At 42.4% G+C, this 15,217-nt stretch carries 18 protein-coding genes; 2 read left to right on the top strand and 16 right to left on the bottom strand.

Annotated features, from left to right (window positions below; genetic code table 11):
* Positions 1 to 101: 101 nt before the first annotated feature.
* From HMPREF9186_RS03585 to HMPREF9186_RS03595, 3 genes are all read right to left on the bottom strand, one after another.
* Positions 102 to 605: a hypothetical protein gene (locus tag HMPREF9186_RS03585; RefSeq protein ID WP_009731457.1), complete on the bottom strand. Its 504-nt coding sequence runs from the start codon at positions 603 to 605 to the stop codon at positions 102 to 104.
* The gene (locus HMPREF9186_RS03590) at positions 598 to 1,476 is read right to left on the bottom strand and encodes a hypothetical protein (RefSeq protein ID WP_037614042.1); all 879 of its coding nucleotides are present in this window, start codon (positions 1,474 to 1,476) and stop codon (positions 598 to 600) included. The genes HMPREF9186_RS03585 and HMPREF9186_RS03590 overlap by 8 nt, the downstream gene beginning before the upstream one ends.
* Before the next feature lie 68 nt (positions 1,477 to 1,544).
* Entirely contained in the window at positions 1,545 to 2,807 is a 1,263-nt protein-coding gene (locus tag HMPREF9186_RS03595; RefSeq protein WP_009731459.1) for a hypothetical protein, read from the bottom strand.
* A gap of 197 nt (positions 2,808 to 3,004) precedes the next feature.
* Here HMPREF9186_RS03595 and HMPREF9186_RS03600 point away from each other — a divergent pair, with 197 nt between their 5' ends.
* On the top strand, positions 3,005 to 3,850 hold the full coding sequence (locus tag HMPREF9186_RS03600) for a peptidylprolyl isomerase (protein WP_009731460.1): 846 nt from the start codon (positions 3,005 to 3,007) through the stop codon (positions 3,848 to 3,850).
* A gap of 311 nt (positions 3,851 to 4,161) precedes the next feature.
* Here the strand turns inward: HMPREF9186_RS03600 and HMPREF9186_RS03605 are convergent, their stop codons facing one another.
* The 8 genes from HMPREF9186_RS03605 to tmk form a co-directional block, all read right to left on the bottom strand.
* Positions 4,162 to 5,703, bottom strand: a complete 1,542-nt coding sequence (locus HMPREF9186_RS03605) for an ABC-F family ATP-binding cassette domain-containing protein (protein WP_009731461.1) — start codon at positions 5,701 to 5,703, stop codon at positions 4,162 to 4,164.
* 84 nt (positions 5,704 to 5,787) lie between these two features.
* On the bottom strand, positions 5,788 to 6,141 hold the full coding sequence (locus HMPREF9186_RS03610) for an arsenate reductase family protein (protein WP_009731462.1): 354 nt from the start codon (positions 6,139 to 6,141) through the stop codon (positions 5,788 to 5,790).
* A 5-nt stretch (positions 6,142 to 6,146) separates the two neighbouring features.
* Positions 6,147 to 6,638 (bottom strand): methylated-DNA--[protein]-cysteine S-methyltransferase, encoded by a 492-nt coding sequence (locus HMPREF9186_RS03615; RefSeq protein WP_009731463.1) that lies wholly within the window; start codon positions 6,636 to 6,638, stop codon positions 6,147 to 6,149.
* Positions 6,622 to 7,203: a GNAT family N-acetyltransferase gene (locus HMPREF9186_RS03620; protein ID WP_037613917.1), complete on the bottom strand. Its 582-nt coding sequence runs from the start codon at positions 7,201 to 7,203 to the stop codon at positions 6,622 to 6,624. Before HMPREF9186_RS03620 ends, HMPREF9186_RS03615 begins: the two co-directional genes overlap by 17 nt.
* 17 nt (positions 7,204 to 7,220) lie before the next feature.
* Positions 7,221 to 8,078, bottom strand: a complete 858-nt coding sequence (gene rsmI, locus HMPREF9186_RS03625; protein ID WP_009731465.1) for a 16S rRNA (cytidine(1402)-2'-O)-methyltransferase — start codon at positions 8,076 to 8,078, stop codon at positions 7,221 to 7,223.
* A 2-nt stretch (positions 8,079 to 8,080) separates the two neighbouring features.
* Entirely contained in the window at positions 8,081 to 8,401 is a 321-nt protein-coding gene (yabA, locus tag HMPREF9186_RS03630; protein WP_009731466.1) for a DNA replication initiation control protein YabA, read from the bottom strand.
* Between the two features lie 9 nt (positions 8,402 to 8,410).
* The gene (locus HMPREF9186_RS03635; protein WP_009731467.1) at positions 8,411 to 9,304 is read right to left on the bottom strand and encodes a DNA polymerase III subunit delta'; all 894 of its coding nucleotides are present in this window, start codon (positions 9,302 to 9,304) and stop codon (positions 8,411 to 8,413) included.
* Entirely contained in the window at positions 9,301 to 9,939 is a 639-nt protein-coding gene (gene tmk / locus HMPREF9186_RS03640) for a dTMP kinase (RefSeq protein WP_009731468.1), read from the bottom strand. Before tmk ends, HMPREF9186_RS03635 begins: the two co-directional genes overlap by 4 nt.
* Positions 9,940 to 10,088: 149 nt before the next feature.
* On the opposite strand from tmk, the gene HMPREF9186_RS03645 reads away from it, so the two are divergent.
* Positions 10,089 to 10,976, top strand: a complete 888-nt coding sequence (locus tag HMPREF9186_RS03645; protein WP_009731469.1) for a YitT family protein — start codon at positions 10,089 to 10,091, stop codon at positions 10,974 to 10,976.
* A 40-nt stretch (positions 10,977 to 11,016) separates the two neighbouring features.
* On the opposite strand, the gene HMPREF9186_RS03650 is transcribed toward HMPREF9186_RS03645, so the two are convergent.
* The 5 genes from HMPREF9186_RS03650 to HMPREF9186_RS03670 all read right to left on the bottom strand — a co-directional run bounded on the left by HMPREF9186_RS03650 (position 11,017) and on the right by HMPREF9186_RS03670 (position 15,142).
* Positions 11,017 to 11,673: a CBS domain-containing protein gene (locus HMPREF9186_RS03650; RefSeq protein ID WP_009731470.1), complete on the bottom strand. Its 657-nt coding sequence runs from the start codon at positions 11,671 to 11,673 to the stop codon at positions 11,017 to 11,019.
* A 174-nt stretch (positions 11,674 to 11,847) separates the two neighbouring features.
* The gene (locus HMPREF9186_RS03655; protein WP_003008277.1) at positions 11,848 to 12,558 is read right to left on the bottom strand and encodes an ABC transporter ATP-binding protein; all 711 of its coding nucleotides are present in this window, start codon (positions 12,556 to 12,558) and stop codon (positions 11,848 to 11,850) included.
* On the bottom strand, positions 12,558 to 13,322 hold the full coding sequence (locus HMPREF9186_RS03660; RefSeq protein WP_009731471.1) for an ABC transporter ATP-binding protein: 765 nt from the start codon (positions 13,320 to 13,322) through the stop codon (positions 12,558 to 12,560). Before HMPREF9186_RS03660 ends, HMPREF9186_RS03655 begins: the two co-directional genes overlap by 1 nt.
* Positions 13,322 to 14,269 carry a branched-chain amino acid ABC transporter permease gene (locus tag HMPREF9186_RS03665; protein ID WP_003008278.1) on the bottom strand — a complete coding sequence of 316 codons (948 nt, stop codon included), beginning with the start codon at positions 14,267 to 14,269 and terminating at the stop codon, positions 13,322 to 13,324. Before HMPREF9186_RS03665 ends, HMPREF9186_RS03660 begins: the two co-directional genes overlap by 1 nt.
* Positions 14,270 to 14,272: 3 nt before the next feature.
* Entirely contained in the window at positions 14,273 to 15,142 is an 870-nt protein-coding gene (locus HMPREF9186_RS03670) for a branched-chain amino acid ABC transporter permease (protein WP_009731472.1), read from the bottom strand.
* Positions 15,143 to 15,217: the final 75 nt, after the last annotated feature.

A 15,217-nucleotide genomic window follows, 5' to 3' on the forward strand; every position in this document is an offset into this window, starting at 1 on the left:
ACAAATTTGTAGCAGAAAGCAGAAAAACAGCACCGAGTGGGCACTGTTCTTTAGAGCTGTTTAGAACGATATTCAATGATGTTCAAATTTCGAAATGGATCTTACTCAGATTTTTTATCCACCGGTGTAATGGTATCTAGAACTTGATCGACCTTTTGCTCTCTTTCCAATTCGTTATCCATTTGAATGATATCGATTTGATTTTGTACATTTGTTTGTTGGACTTGTGGTTTGAATGACGAAGTAAATCCTACTCCAATCACTAATAGACTCGCTCCAAGTACGCAAAGTCTTTTGACACGCCAAGCCATCGGCAAGGGAATTTTCGCTCGAATCCCTGATTTCTTAACCCAATCCGGATGGTCTCGCATCACACGATTTGCTGCCATCAGAGGCATAAGGTAGCCAAAGAGCGTAATGACCATGGTCAAACCAATAACTCGAAAACGATTCTGATTGGATGGAGAAACATGGTTCACTTCCATCAGGACCATACCCGTAATCACCAAAATAATGACCAGCAATAGTCCCAAAGATCTCCATAGACCTTCTCTACGGTAGCATTTCAATTCATCAAATGACATCTCTTCAAAATGTTTATTCATGTTTCAAGTACTCCTGGTGTTTCTTCAAATACTTTTTGCCATACCATTCTTCTACAGATTTGCCTTCCCATTCACGGTATTCTTCAGGATATTTCCATTTGTAGTAGGCTTGGAGGAAGTATGGTAAACCTATAAAAGCAATGATGGCAACCACTACTATATTACAAAAGATCCACAGCAATAAAAAGCCAAATGCCTTGATGGAAGTTGAAACATCTAATGAAAAGATTCCCAAAATATGCTTGATAATGATCCCTATTCCTAAAATAGCCATCCCATAAAGAGAAATCATTTTTGCAATCTTATAAAGGAAAGTATCTTCAGAAAGCTCTGCATACATAAGTTTTCTTAATCCTGCTAGCGCAATTGTGAATAGCATGTAAGTTGCTATCATCATGATTCCATAAATAGCAATGATTTCAAAAGTTGATAGATTTGCCAATAAAATGTCAAAAACAACTAGATCCATTTCCAATAAGAACCAAACCATAAACGTAAACGCATGAAACTGATAGCGATATGGTAACAGGTAAGCTCGTTTCACCCACTTTCCAATCACAATAAAGGAAAACCAAATGAAAACCAAGATTAAAAATACATTTACTGTTAAGGATTCATGCTTAGCTATTGGAAGAGTTAACGTCTTACTTTCATGAAATTCTATTGATACAATCAGCAGAAAGAAGTTAAAACCGACAGGGAAAATAAGGGATAAAATCAAACTTCGAATTCGAAACCAAAGAGAAGCATACCCATTCTTAAAAAATTTCGCTGTCCTATCATGTTGCTCTTGCTGTAACTTTACAAACCCATCATCTTCGAGATTGAGACTCTCTTCAAAGCTTGCTTTAAAGATTGATTGTTTTTTCAATTTTCTTGAATCCATTTATTGATTTTTTTACCTCAATCCACCTTCTAGCTCTCATTGTTTGGCACTTTTTAATGTTTTTCAACTCTGACCGTTCCCTTTTCGTATCCGGAATACATTGGACTGTACCGACTCACGTAAGTACGAATATCATGTGAAGAGTCAGACTGCTCGAAAAGCGACAGTGAACCCCATTGTAAAATTCCATCATATTGCTTTCCATCGACGGTCAACTCGATATCTTCCCGATCAAAAGGATAAGTCTTCTCCTCACCCTTCTCCTTCACTATCACATGATCTCCATCAATCTTGATCCAGGATTCTTTATTAAGCGAGGCAGTTTTTGTCTCCATATTATCGACCGACAAATAATAGATCCCATTAATTGGCCGATTGGACTCCACCAAGTTCATGATGATCGCTCCGACAAAAAGAATCGGAAAAATCAACAATAACCATTTCCATTTCTTTTTCCCCTTCTTTTTAGGAAGTTCTACCTCAGGAAGAGGTAGATCAGCTGTCAGAGTTGCAAGTCTATCAGACTCCTGCTTTGGAGCAGGTACAAGAGCAGATAAAAAGTGATCTTCACTCACTAACCATTGCTTGGCCATCCGGACAAAATACAAACGTTCATCTTCTTGCGCGATTTCTTCAAATAAGGAAGTAGCCTGCACCAAATCTCCCTTTAACTGGGCATTTAATCCTTTGAAATAACGATTTTCCAAGCGTTGAAAAGCCTGTGAACCGCTCACATGATCAAAATAATCATTCGGTTGTTGGTCCACAAGAATGTCATAGATGGCCAGTTGCTTCTGAAGGGCTTCATCTTTTTCCGCTTCATCCTTGAAGGAAATATAAGAAAACTTCTTCTGAATCTCTTCCTTGCTGATAGCATTTCCTGAAAGAAGGGAAGATTTTATGAAAATTCCCAAGAGGGATGAACGATCAGTCCTGGCTATGTTTTGATTTTGTAAATACTCTATTCGATCGATTGCCGATGAAAAATCTCCGATCATGTAGCAATAGACCACACTAGCAAGACGGGCAGATTGTTTGCTTATACTAAATCTAGCACGATTTCCCGATTGAGACCATTCATACCAAAAATCGATTCCAGTCGAAGCATTTAGAATCTTAAGAGCTTCTTTTCCAAACCATTTATTCATCAAAACATAAAGAAGAAATAGAAGACCAAGCACTACTAGCAAGGTATTCGAGTAAAAGTCTTGATGATCCGGATACAGACTAGATAAATAGAAATGGCCTACAAATAAACTAATCATCCCAATCCAAAGTAGTATGACATATTTTTTTCTTAATTTGCTATAACTCATTTGAAAATACCTCTTTTAGTGTTATCTCCCATCATACCTGATTTTCTACCTAACCGCAAATTCCTTTTTAACTAGTGATTTATCAAGCCTTGTCAATCTTGAAATAACTCTAGTGAACAGAGATTTCCGTCTTCATTTGAAAGTATCGCAAAATTAAGGTACAATAGAAAAAGACAACTATGTTGGAAAGGAAGAATATGAAAAAATTAATCGCACTACTATTATTTTCCGGCTTGGCTTTAACAGCTTGTTCGTCCAATAAGACAGACGCTAACCCTTCAAGCTCAAGCAAAGAAAAGACAGAGCAGACAGCAACTTCTAGCTCTAGTGAAAAAGATCAAAAGAAAATTGAAGAAGAACAAAAGAAATTAGAACAACTGCGCAAAGATTTTAACGACGCCATGACCAATGAAAATGCCGTCTTCCCACAACTTTCAACTGACGTGGCTGAAGACGAAGCGGAGGTTAAAATCACAACGACTGAAGGCGACATCACTGTGAAGCTCTTCCCTAAATATGCCCCACTTGCAGTTGAGAACTTCTTGACCCATGCAAAAGAAGGCTACTACAATGGTTTACTTTTCCACCGTGTCATTAACAACTTTATGATCCAAACTGGGGATCCTAAGGGAGATGGTACTGGTGGTGAATCCATCTGGAAGGGCAAAGATAAATCAAAAGATTCAGGTACTGGTTTTGAGAATGAGTATTCTCCATACCTTTACAACCTTCGTGGAGCCCTAGCCATGGCCAATTCTGGTCCAAATACCAACGGTAGTCAATTCTATATCAACCAAAATAAGGAAGATATTTCTAGCAAGCTCCCGACGGATCGCTTCCCAGCTAAGATCATCGATGCTTATAAAAATGGTGGAAATCCAACCCTTGATGGCGGTAACTACACTGTCTTTGGACAAGTCGTCGATGGCATGGATGTCGTCGATAAAATTGCATATGCCGAAACCGATGATAAAGACAAACCAAAAACGGACATCAAAATTGAAAAAATTGAAATCTTAAAAGACTATGATTTCAAGAAATAATGAGAAGAGAACCAAACGGTTCTCTTTTTAAGATATTGATAAACATTTTACATAAAATTAGCTAATAGATTCATTGGTAAATAAAATGAATTCTAATTATTTAAGACATTCATCTACTGAAACTTTCCGCTGTGAGAAAAGTGCCTGAAACAATACAGTTTCAGGCACTCGGAATTATTGAGACCTTAGGCTCAATAATTAGTCATGGAACTTCTACGAAGTTCGCTGACGTCCGTACTCACCTAAGGAAAGTTTCTAAGAAGTCTTTAACTTCAATCTGAAAAGAGAACCGCACGGTTCTCTTTTTGTGTTTACGTTAATTCATTAAAGTCCCAGATTTGGTCCATCCAGCCTTCATAGAAGTCTGGTTCATGGCAAACCATGAGGATAGATCCCTTGTACTCTTTCAGAGCCCTTTTCAATTCATCTTTAGCATCCACATCCAAGTGGTTGGTTGGTTCGTCCAAGACCAAGACATTGTTTTCACGATTCATGAGGAGACAGAAGCGTACCTTGGCTTGCTCCCCACCGGATAAGACCTGGATTTGGCTCTCGATATGCTTGGTGGTCAAACCACAGCGGGCAAGGGCTGCACGGACCTCTGCTTGGTTGAGAGCTGGAAAGGCATTCCAAACTGCCTCTAGCGGTGTCTGACGATTGCCCCCTTCGACCTCTTGTTCAAAGTAGCCAAGTTCTAGGTAATCTCCCCGTTCTACTTCCCCAGCAATCGGTGGGATGATTCCCAGCAAGCTCTTTAAGAGAGTGGTCTTCCCGATCCCATTAGCTCCGATGATAGCTACCTTTTGATTGCGTTCAAAGGTCAGGTTTAAAGGCTTGGTTAAAGGACGATCATAGCCAATTTGGAGATCCTTGGCCTGGAAGATAAAGCGACCAGGAGTCCGGGCATTTTTAAATTCAAAGGAGGGCTTTGGTTTCTCACTTTGCAACTCAATGAGTTCCATCTTGTCCAGCTTCTTCTGACGGGACATGGCCATATTCCGTGTAGCCACACGCGCCTTATTACGGGCTACGAAATCCTTCAAATCAGCAATTTCTTTTTGCTGACGCTCATAAGCCGCTTCCAATTGCGATTTCTTCATTTCATAGACTTCAAGGAATTGGTAGTAGTCCCCAGAATAACGGGTCAACTGCTGATTTTCCACATGGTAGACGATGTTGATCACATCGTTCAAGAATGGAATATCGTGGGAAATGAGGACAAAGGCATTTTCATAATTTTGCAAATAGCGCTTGAGCCAATCGATGTGCTCTGCATCCAAGTAGTTGGTCGGCTCATCTAGTAGCAAGATATCTGGTTTTTCAAGGAGGAGTTTGGCCAAGAGGACCTTGGTCCGTTGCCCACCTGACAAGGAGGTCACATCCGTATCCATCCCAAAATCCATGACCCCAAGAGCCCGGGCTACCTCATCAATCTTGGCATCCAAGGTATAGAAATCACGGCTTTCTAGACGCTCTTGGAGTTCTCCAACCTCTTCCATCAAAGCATCGACATCAGCTCCGTCTTCTGCCATGGCCATATAGAGGTCATTGATCCGAGCTTCTGCTGTGAACAACTCATCAAAAGCTGTCCGCAAGACATCGCGCACCGTTTGTCCTTCTTTTAGGACAGCGTGTTGGTCCAGGTAACCAGCGGTCACATACTTAGACCACTCGACCTTTCCTTCGTCTGGTTGCATCTTACCGGTCACGATGCTCATGAAGGTCGATTTCCCTTCACCATTGGCCCCGACCAGACCGATATGCTCTCCCTTTAGCAAACGGAAAGACACATCCTCAAAAATCGCACGGTCCCCAAAACCGTGACTCAAATTTTTCACTTCTAAAATACTCATGCTTAACTCTCTTTCGTAGATTTCACTCGTATGATTATATCATCTTCAACTCAAAATGAAAAGGGAGTCCAACTCCCTTTTCATTTACAAATCTAAGTCTGCGTATGGTTTCCGGTAGCCCACTTGAACCACTTTTCCGTCTTTGACAAGTAGGGGGCGCTTGATCAGCATACCGTCTGAAGCAAGGAGATCCGCTGCTTCTTTCACTGTCAGTTGATCCACCTTATCTTTCAAGCCGAGTTCCCGGTATTTCATCCCGCTGGTATTAAAGAAAGATTTGATCGGTAGGCCAGACGCTACCATCCAGTCTTGCAATTCTTGACTAGTCGGTGTTTCGGTTACAATATTTTGGCTCTGAAACTCACATTGGAGACCGTCCAATTCTGATTTAGCCTTTCGACAAGTCGAACATTTTGGGTATTCAATAAAGGTATACATCGATTTCATTTCTCCTTCCAGGTAATTCCTTCGTGTTGTAAGAGCCAGCGTTTACGATCGAGTCCAGACGCATAGCCTGTCAATTCTCCATTTTTTCCCATCACGCGGTGACAGGGGACTAGAATTGTCAAGGGATTGCGCCCAACAGCTTGTCCCACGGCCTGAGCAGAACCACAAGAAAGATCCTGTGCAAGCTGCCCATAGGTCTTGGTCTCACCATAGGGGATCTCTCGCAACAACTGCCATACCCGCTCTTGAAAGGCTGTTCCTTTTGGCGCTAATGGAAAGCTGACGGGAATTGGATCCCCCGCAAAATAGTGGTCCAACCACTCCTTCACCTTTTCATGGAAGGGATGAACTTGCTCTAGGGCTCCATCAGAATCTGGTACAGGCTCTTTTGGATCATAAAAATCAAGCTCTACAAGGCCTTCTTCGCTGACAATGATCGAAAGAAGTCCCATAGGGCTTTCATAGAATTGTTTAAGATAAAGTGTCATTGTAGGCCGCTTCTGCTCTTTGGTCCCAGCGGTCCTCTTCTGAGACCACTTGGAACAAACTGGTTTCTGCTTTTCGTTTGATCTTTTGATAAGCCAGACGGACACCATCAATTGGGACCTTTCCACAATAATGGTAGCCTAATTTTTCAAGCAAATGTTGCATGACCAGATTATCCGGATGCGTATCGCAACGGAAATCAGGCCCTTTTTCTCCTTCGATCAACCCTTGGAGGAAGGTCTGAGCCACCCCTTTGCCAGCAGCTTCTTTGGCCACAGCGACACGGTGAAAGGTAACATACATATAGTTGTCATGCTCCCACTTGCCATCGTAAATCTCATTATAGGCCGCTTCATTTCCCTTGTGGACGGCTGCATAGGCTACGACCTCTTGGTCTTCAACGGCCACATAGCCACGACTTTCTAGTATATCCTCAAAAATGATCTCTTCATCTGGATAGCCATCCTGCCACTGGTCAACCTGTCTTTGAGCCAGGCTTTCCTTGGCATCTTGGATGATTTCCATAATTCGCTTAATCTCGTTGGGATAAGCCATTCTAATTTCCATCCTGCTTTCAACCTTTCTTACTCTTGGTGGTAACGAGCATAGAGCTCACTCTTTTGCAGGCCGTATTGTTTGGAGACCTGTTTAATTGCTTGATTTTTCTTCATGCCCTCTTGGACCAAGGTATCGATCTCTTGGATTAAGTCAACCTCTTCTAGGTCTAACTCTTCTTCTTTGGCTCCTTCGACGATCAAGAGACACTCCCCTTTAAGGGGATTTTCTTCAAGAAATGCGACTAACTCAGAAATACTGCCACGAGTATATTCTTCGTAGATCTTGGTCAATTCACGAACCAAGACAACCGGACGATCCCCATAGACAGCCAACATATTCTCTAAGGTCGCCTTCACCCGATGGGGCGACTCATAAAAGATCTGGGTCTCTGGATAGGCCACTTTTTCTTGGAAAAAGGCCTTTTGTTGCCCCTCTTTGCGAGGCAGAAATCCATAAAAAATATGAGGTTGAGGGGCTAGGCCACTGGCAATCAAACCAGTTATTCCTGCACTAGGACCAGGAACAGCTACGACAGGAATCTCTCGTTCAATCGCTGCCTTGACCAAATCATGACCAGGATCAGAAATACTTGGGAGTCCTGCATCTGAGACTTGCGCCACATCCTTTCCGGATTCTAAATGGGCGATCAGATCTGGAATTTTCTCCATGGCATTGTGTTCATGAAAGCTAGTCTGGGGAGTCCTAATCTCAAAATGCTTGAGCAAGAGGCCTGTATTTCTAGTATCCTCAGCTGCGATCAAGTCCACATCCTTCAAGGTCTGGACCATGCGGTAACTCATATCTTCACGATTGCCGATCGGTGTTGGGACCAGGTAAAGCACCCCTGTTTTCTTTTCCCCTTTAAAACTTCGTTGGATCTGCATGCTTACTCCCTAAATAACAACTCGTCACAAAACATACACTCTTCATCGTTCTCACGGCGTTGACCATAGGAATAGGTGCAAATATGAAAGCCGTCATTGTAAATTCGTTGCAAATTTTCACGACCATGGTGTTGTGACTTTGTGGAGGAGGACTTCTCCACTTCCCCCAAACGCTCTCTCAATTTATCATTTTCTAAGCGAAGAGCTGTATTTTCTTCGATGACTTGTTTCAAATTTTTCTTGATGGCTTCGACTTCAGCCAAGGTGACCAACAAATTCTGAGAAAAGCCGTCTAAAGCATCAAATAATTCTTTTTTATTCATTCTGACTCCTTAACTTTCTAAGCTCAAAACCATATATTCTAGAGCATTTTGAAAAGAAACATTGGCCTTCCACATGGTGCGAGCAAGACTCAATTTTTCCAGCAACTGCTGGGATCTGCTCAAGCGCAACTGCTCTTCTAAAGCCAACTCCATCAATCGAAAGGCTTGGCTTTGTTTTTCCTTATCATCTGCTAAGCTCACCAATCGAGTCACTTCCAAATAGGCGCTATTCAAATTGGAGTGACAACGTTCGATGAACTGATTACAAACTTTAGCCAACTCAAAAAAAGTAGCATTCTTTTTTTGCTGCTCTGCCTCTTCAAGACTAAAACTAAATCGAGCTACTAGACTTGCCTGCGATTTAATCAAACCTTCTTTTTCTAGACGTTCGGTAAGGTAGGCTTGCTTTTTTGGAAAATGGACCTGCTGGGCCCGACTTTTGATGGTCGGTAAAATCAAGTTTTCATCGGATGTCAACAAGAAGAGATAGATCTCACTCTGGGGCTCTTCCATGACTTTTAAGAGAGAGTTGGCTGCATTGGTATGCATCTTATCCGCATCTTGGACGATAAAGACCTGCCGACTTCCTTCAAATCCGGATTGAGAAAAGTCTTGAACCAGCGAGCGAATACGATCAGTCTTAATGATCTGGTTGACTGGACGCACGATCTTCACGTCAGAGAATTCTTCTTCCGCAATCAAGCGGCAGGACCGGCATTTACCACAAGGCCAGACTCCCTGCAAATCTTCGCAAAACTGACTTTGAGCTAGCAAGAGGGCCATCTCAAAACTGGCAAAAGAACCTGTAAAGAGATAAGCATGACTGAGCTGTTTGTGTTCTAGGATCTGGGTGAAGCGCTCCACCAATTCTGGCTGGAGCTGTTGGATCTCTTCTAGCTTCATTTCAATGTCCCCAAGCGATCTTCTAAAACAGCCAAGACATCCGTAAAGACGTCTTCAAAGGATTGACTGGCATCGATTTTCACGATTCGCTCTGGTTCCTTTTCATACAAGGCTAAATAACCTTGTCTGACCTTTTGGTGAAGTTCCAATCCTTCCAAATCCAAACGATTGACTTCCCGCTCTTGGTTTTTCGCAATTCGGGCGAGCCCTTCTTCGACATCCACATCAAAGTAAAGGGTGAGATCTGGCTTAAGACCATCTGTCGCGAATTGATTGAGCCACTCGATGTCTTCCACGCTCAGACCGCGACCATACCCTTGATAAGCCACCGAGCTGTCAATAAAGCGGTCCATCAAGACAATCTTCCCAGCTGCAAGGGCTGGCAAAACACGTTCTACCAAATGCTGCCGGCGACTAGCAATATAAAGCAACAACTCGGTCTTGGCATCCATACTGGTATGGTCTGGATCCAAAATGACCTGGCGGATCTTTTCGGCAATGTCGACACCACCTGGTTCACGGGTTGTGATATAAGGAATTTCTTTTTCTTCAAGTAGAGGCAAAACGGCTTCTAGGATCGATGATTTCCCTGCTCCTTCTGGTCCTTCAAATGAAATTAATGTACCGTTTCCCATAGTATCCTCTTTCTGTTTTTCTTCTTTTTATTTTACCAAAAATAAGGGTAAAAATCTTGTATTTTAGGAGAGAAAATTTTTCAAAGTCATTTTCATTTTTTCACTTTTTTGTTACAATATTCTTATAAAGTTTTAGGAGACTACCTATCATGTTTAAATTTAAAGATATTCTGGCTATCATTTTGGGGGCCGGCATTTTTTCATTTGGGATCTATTTTTTGGTCATCCCTTTTCACTTCTATGAAGGAGGAGCAACAGGGATTACCTTGATCACCTATTACCTCTTCAAAATCCCCGTATCCCTCATGAACTTACTGATCAATATCCCTCTCTTTGTTCTCGCTTGGAAACTGCTGGGTAAAAAATCTCTTTATCTGAGCTTACTGGGGACCTTCTCGGTTTCGGCTTGGATGGCGATTTTTGAAGCCATGCCCCTCAGCCACCGCTACCATCACTTCATCTTTGACGCCTTTAAAGGAGATATTCTGCTTGCCTGTATTGCCTCAGGCGTTGTGCTTGGTTTGGGGCTAGGGATCATCTTCAATGCCGGTGGAACTACTGGAGGAACAGATATCCTCGCTCGCATCTTTAATAAATACACTTCCCTCAGTATGGGAAAACTCATGTTGATTGTCGATGCCATTGTTCTGACAACTGTTGTCGTAGTCTTCCAAGATGTCCGTACCGCCATGTACACTCTCTTCTTTATCCTGATTGACACCCTTGTGATAGACTTGATTGGAGAAGGTGGTTTTGCTGGAAAAGGCTTCCTCATCGTTACATCTAAACCAGAAGAGATTGCCCAAAAGGTATCTGATGATCTGGGTCGTGGGATTACCTTTATCCGTGGAATGGGCTATTACAGCCGTAAAGATCTGGATATCGTCTACTGTGTCGTTTCACGGAATGAGATGAAACAAATGAAAGACATCATCAATCAGATCGATCCATTCGCCTTTATCACGATTTCCGAAGCCCATGAAATTCTCGGAGAAGGCTTCACTTTAGATAAAGAAAAACAACCCATTAACCGTTAATAAAAAATCAGACTGGATTGTCATCCAGTCTGATTTTTTATTAAATAGCTTTTGCGCTAGTTCGAGTGATTTCATCTACTTTCAAACCGTTGGCTTCAAATTTAGTACGGATCCCTTCTAGATCTGTCACCCCATCAATTTGAACTTCGATGACGACACGATCGTCTTTGGTTGGGATATTGACTGTATTGGCGATGTTATACCCTTCTTCTACAATCAAGTGAATGATTTGTTCTAGAACGCCAACCTTATCTTCTGTCACAAAGCGAACACGGACTCCTTCTTCTCCATAACCGGACACTTCAAGGAAGGCACGGAAAATATCACGGTCAGTGATGACACCGGATACTTGCTCATTGTCCACGACTGGAAGGATTCCTACCTTGTTCTTATACATGAGGTAGGTCGCATCTTCTAAACTTGCAAATTTTGAGACGGTAATGACATCGCGAAGCATGACATCTTTGACCTTGGTTTTGTTCAACAGATAGTTCATCTCGAAAATAGACAAGCTGGTTGCTTTAGATGGACTTGCTTCTGCAATCGTACCTTCTGTCACCAAGCCAACTAATTGATCATTTTCAATGACCGGCAAACGGTGTAAACCTTGTTCGCGCATCAAATCTGCCGCATGAGCAATTGTAGTATCTGGACTAATGTAAACCACTTTACGTGTCATAAAATCTTTAACAGCCATAACAAGTTCTCCTATGCTTTTACTAGTTTTATTATACTTGATTTTAAGAATGATTTCAAACGCTTTCAGCAGTTTTCGCTTGTTTTCAAAATTTAGAAAAATCAAACAGGAGAGATAAAAAAAGAAAGGTCTTTCGGGCCTTTCTTTTTAACGTTCTAGTGAATTTTAGAAATCTTATCCACCAAGGTAAGCCTTGCGGACTTCTTCTGAGGCTAAGAGTTCTTTTCCTGTTCCGGACAGAACGACTTTCCCTGTTTCCAAAACATAACCGCGGTCTGCGATGGCAAGAGCCTTGTTGGCATTTTGCTCGATTAAGAGAACCGTTGTTCCTTGTTTTTGGATATCTTGGATAATATCAAAGATTTCTTGGATAAAGATTGGGGCCAATCCCATAGAAGGTTCATCCAGAAGCAAGAGTTTTGGCGTTGACATAAGTGCACGACCCATTGCTAACATTTGTTGTTCCCCACCAGATAGGGTTGCTGCATCTTGGTTCTTCCGTTCTTCCAAACGTGGGAAACGGGAGAAGACTTTCTTCAAGTTAGCTTGATTTTCTTCTCGATCTTTCTTCAAGAAAGCTCCCATCTCCAAGTTTTCCATAACAGTTAAACCCGGAAAGACGTGGCGGCCTTCTGGAACTTGAGAGAGTCCGGCTGCTACAATCTTTTGAGCAGGAACCTTTTGAATCTCCTGACCCAAAAACTCGATTTTCCCAGCACTTGGACGCACCAAACCTGAAATGGTACGAAGAATAGATGTTTTCCCAGCACCGTTAGCACCGATAAGAGAAACAACTTCCCCTTCGTTTACCTCGAAACTGACATCACGGACAGCCTGGATCATGCCATAGTGTACAGAAAGATTTTCAACTTTTAACATAGACATTAGGCTTCACCTCCTAGATATGCTTCGATTACACGTTTGTTGGTCTTGATTTCATCTGGCCTACCATGGGCAATCAAGCGACCATATTCCAATACATAAATCCGTTCTGTTACTTCCATGACCAAGCTCATATCGTGTTCGATCAGCATGATCGTAATATTAAATTCTTTTTGAATGCGACGGATCAATTGGGTCAATTCTGCTGTTTCTTGAGGGTTCATCCCTGCAGCAGGTTCATCCAAAAAGAGGATTTTTGGCTCTGTAGCAAGGGCACGAACGATCTCCAAGTGACGTTGTTGTCCGTAAGCTAAGTTCTTAGCCAAGGTATCTGCTTCTTTTTCCAAACCAAAAATCGCTAATAATTCAAGGGCTTTCGCTTTCAACGCTTCTTCATTCTTGTAATAGCTTGGCAAGCGGAACAGACTAGCAAAGACATGTGGTTTGTGGTGGTTGGCAAAGGCAATCAAGACATTATCCAAAACGCTCAAGTCTTTAAAGAGACGAATATTTTGGAAAGTCCGTCCCAGACCACCTGCAGCGATTTTATAAGGTGCTTTGCCATTAAGTAGCTGACCATCTAAGGTAATGGTCCCTTCACTTGGCTCATACACTCCTGTTAGGAGGTTGAAGAGGGTTGTTTTTCCGGCACCGTTGGGCCCGATCAAACCAACCAATTCCCCTTCATTGAGTTCCATGGTCACATCCCCAACGGCTGTCAAACCACCAAAGTTTTTTGTTAAATTTTTTACTTCAAGAAGTGCCATTAGTTAGCCTCCTTTTTTGAGAGTAGTTTTTTCAAGCTGAATTCCCATGTTCCAAGAAGACCACCTGGACGGAAGATCATCACGAGAATCAAAGCCAATGAGTAAATGATCATACGGACACTTGAGAAGTCTTGAAGCACCATGTTCAAGATCCCCAAGACGATAGCTGCCACAACTGTTCCTGACATTGATCCCAAACCACCAAACACGACAATGATCAAGACATTAATAGTATTGGTGAAAGAATAATCTTTAGGAACAACGGAGCCAATAAAGCCAGCTTGGAGAGATCCAGCAATCGCCGCTGTGATCGCACCAAATACAAAGGCGATGACTTTGACTTTGGTCGTATTGATCCCAACAGATTCTGCTGCGATTTCATCTTCACGAACAGAAAGGGTAGAACGCCCAATTGGACTGCGTAAGAAGTTAATCGTAAAGATCGTTGTAATCACGACAAAGAGGTAAACCAATTGCCATGTTGTAAAGGCTGGCAAACCAAGGATACCAGCGGCACCATTTGTTAGAGTACCGCCATTGACGATCAAGATCCGGATGATTTCAGAAACCCCAAGTGTCGCAATCGCAAGGTAGTCTCCTTTCAAACGAAGGGTTGGAACCCCAACGATCAAGGCAACGACACCAGCAATCAAGGCCCCTAAAACCATCGCGCCAAAGAAAGCACCGTAAGTTGGTGATTTGGAACCGAGAATGGCTGCAGAGTAGGCACCAATTGCCATAAATCCGGCATGTCCGAGTGAGAATTGACCTGAGAAACCAACGATGAGGTTCAAGCCAACTGCAAGGATAATGTTAATCCCGATTTGTTCCAAAATTTGGATATAGAAGAGGTTGAGCACACCCGCTGCAACCAAGACTTGGATCAAGGCAAAACCTGCGACCAAAAGACCAAGCCAGACTAAATTCACTTTTAAATTTTGTTTCATGGCTTACACCTTCTCTTTCACATTTTTACCGAGGATACCTGCTGGACGTATGAGCAAGATTACAATCAAGATGGCATACACAATGGCATCACGGAAGTCTGAAAGACCGATCGCTGTAGCGAAGGTTTCCAACAAACCGATGACAAATCCACCTAGGGCAGCACCTGGAATGATTCCGATTCCTCCAAGAACGGCTGCGACAAAGGCTTTGATCCCTGGTGTCATCCCCATCAAAGGCTCAATCGAGTTGTAATACAAACCGATCAAGACACCACCAGCACCTGCCAAGGCTGATCCCAAAGCAAAGGTAAAGCTGATGGTCCGGTTTACATTAATCCCCATCAATTGAGCAGCATCACTATCGACAGAAACAGCACGCATAGCTTTCCCCATCTTTGTCTTTTGGATAATAAATTGAAGAGCGACCATCAAGAAAATAGACACTCCTAAGATCATCAACTGAATGTTGGAGATTGAAATAGGACCAAAGTTGTAACGAACAGTTTCAATGACTTGCGGGAAGGAACGGGTATTGGCTCCTACAAAGAAGACCATCCCATATTCAAGCAAGAAGGAAACCCCGATGGCTGTGATCAAGGCTGCAATCCGAGTCGAATGACGAAGCGGACGATAAGCCAAGTATTCAATCACAACCCCTAAAATAGCTGTTCCAACCATAGCTAGAAGCAAAGCTACAAAGAAGTTCACTTTCAATGAGTTTAATAAGAAATATCCCATAAAGGCACCTACCATGTAGATATCCCCATGGGCAAAGTTGATCAATTTGATAATTCCATACACCATAGTATAACCAAGGGCCAAGAGTGCATAGACACTTCCCAAGATTAGACCGTTCACTAATTGCTGGAGCATTTGAACCATCCTTTCTAACAATAAAGAGCGAGGCCAGGAATTTTTATTCTCCCAGCCTCTTGTACAAACAACAAA

The organism is Streptococcus sp. F0442, assembly GCF_000314795.2.
Taxonomy (GTDB): Bacteria; Bacillota; Bacilli; order Lactobacillales; family Streptococcaceae; genus Streptococcus.

What these genes read in the sequence shown, in the direction of transcription:
- HMPREF9186_RS03655 (WP_003008277.1), bottom strand. Translation starts at nt 12,558, where the DNA reads ATGTCTATGTTAAAAGTTGAAAATCTTTCTGTACACTATGGCATGATC.
- HMPREF9186_RS03605 (WP_009731461.1), bottom strand. Translation starts at nt 5,703, where the DNA reads ATGAGTATTTTAGAAGTGAAAAATTTGAGTCACGGTTTTGGGGACCGT.
- HMPREF9186_RS03615 (WP_009731463.1), bottom strand. Translation starts at nt 6,638, where the DNA reads ATGACACTTTATCTTAAACAATTCTATGAAAGCCCTATGGGACTTCTT.
- HMPREF9186_RS03665 (WP_003008278.1), bottom strand. Translation starts at nt 14,269, where the DNA reads ATGAAACAAAATTTAAAAGTGAATTTAGTCTGGCTTGGTCTTTTGGTC.
- rsmI (WP_009731465.1), bottom strand. Translation starts at nt 8,078, where the DNA reads ATGCAGATCCAACGAAGTTTTAAAGGGGAAAAGAAAACAGGGGTGCTT.
- HMPREF9186_RS03635 (WP_009731467.1), bottom strand. Translation starts at nt 9,304, where the DNA reads ATGAAGCTAGAAGAGATCCAACAGCTCCAGCCAGAATTGGTGGAGCGC.
- HMPREF9186_RS03585 (WP_009731457.1), bottom strand. Translation starts at nt 605, where the DNA reads ATGAATAAACATTTTGAAGAGATGTCATTTGATGAATTGAAATGCTAC.
- HMPREF9186_RS03645 (WP_009731469.1), top strand. Translation starts at nt 10,089, where the DNA reads ATGTTTAAATTTAAAGATATTCTGGCTATCATTTTGGGGGCCGGCATT.
- tmk (WP_009731468.1), bottom strand. Translation starts at nt 9,939, where the DNA reads ATGGGAAACGGTACATTAATTTCATTTGAAGGACCAGAAGGAGCAGGG.
- HMPREF9186_RS03600 (WP_009731460.1), top strand. Translation starts at nt 3,005, where the DNA reads ATGAAAAAATTAATCGCACTACTATTATTTTCCGGCTTGGCTTTAACA.
- HMPREF9186_RS03650 (WP_009731470.1), bottom strand. Translation starts at nt 11,673, where the DNA reads ATGGCTGTTAAAGATTTTATGACACGTAAAGTGGTTTACATTAGTCCA.
- HMPREF9186_RS03660 (WP_009731471.1), bottom strand. Translation starts at nt 13,322, where the DNA reads ATGGCACTTCTTGAAGTAAAAAATTTAACAAAAAACTTTGGTGGTTTG.
- HMPREF9186_RS03595 (WP_009731459.1), bottom strand. Translation starts at nt 2,807, where the DNA reads ATGAGTTATAGCAAATTAAGAAAAAAATATGTCATACTACTTTGGATT.
- yabA (WP_009731466.1), bottom strand. Translation starts at nt 8,401, where the DNA reads ATGAATAAAAAAGAATTATTTGATGCTTTAGACGGCTTTTCTCAGAAT.
- HMPREF9186_RS03610 (WP_009731462.1), bottom strand. Translation starts at nt 6,141, where the DNA reads ATGTATACCTTTATTGAATACCCAAAATGTTCGACTTGTCGAAAGGCT.
- HMPREF9186_RS03670 (WP_009731472.1), bottom strand. Translation starts at nt 15,142, where the DNA reads ATGCTCCAGCAATTAGTGAACGGTCTAATCTTGGGAAGTGTCTATGCA.
- HMPREF9186_RS03620 (WP_037613917.1), bottom strand. Translation starts at nt 7,203, where the DNA reads ATGGAAATTAGAATGGCTTATCCCAACGAGATTAAGCGAATTATGGAA.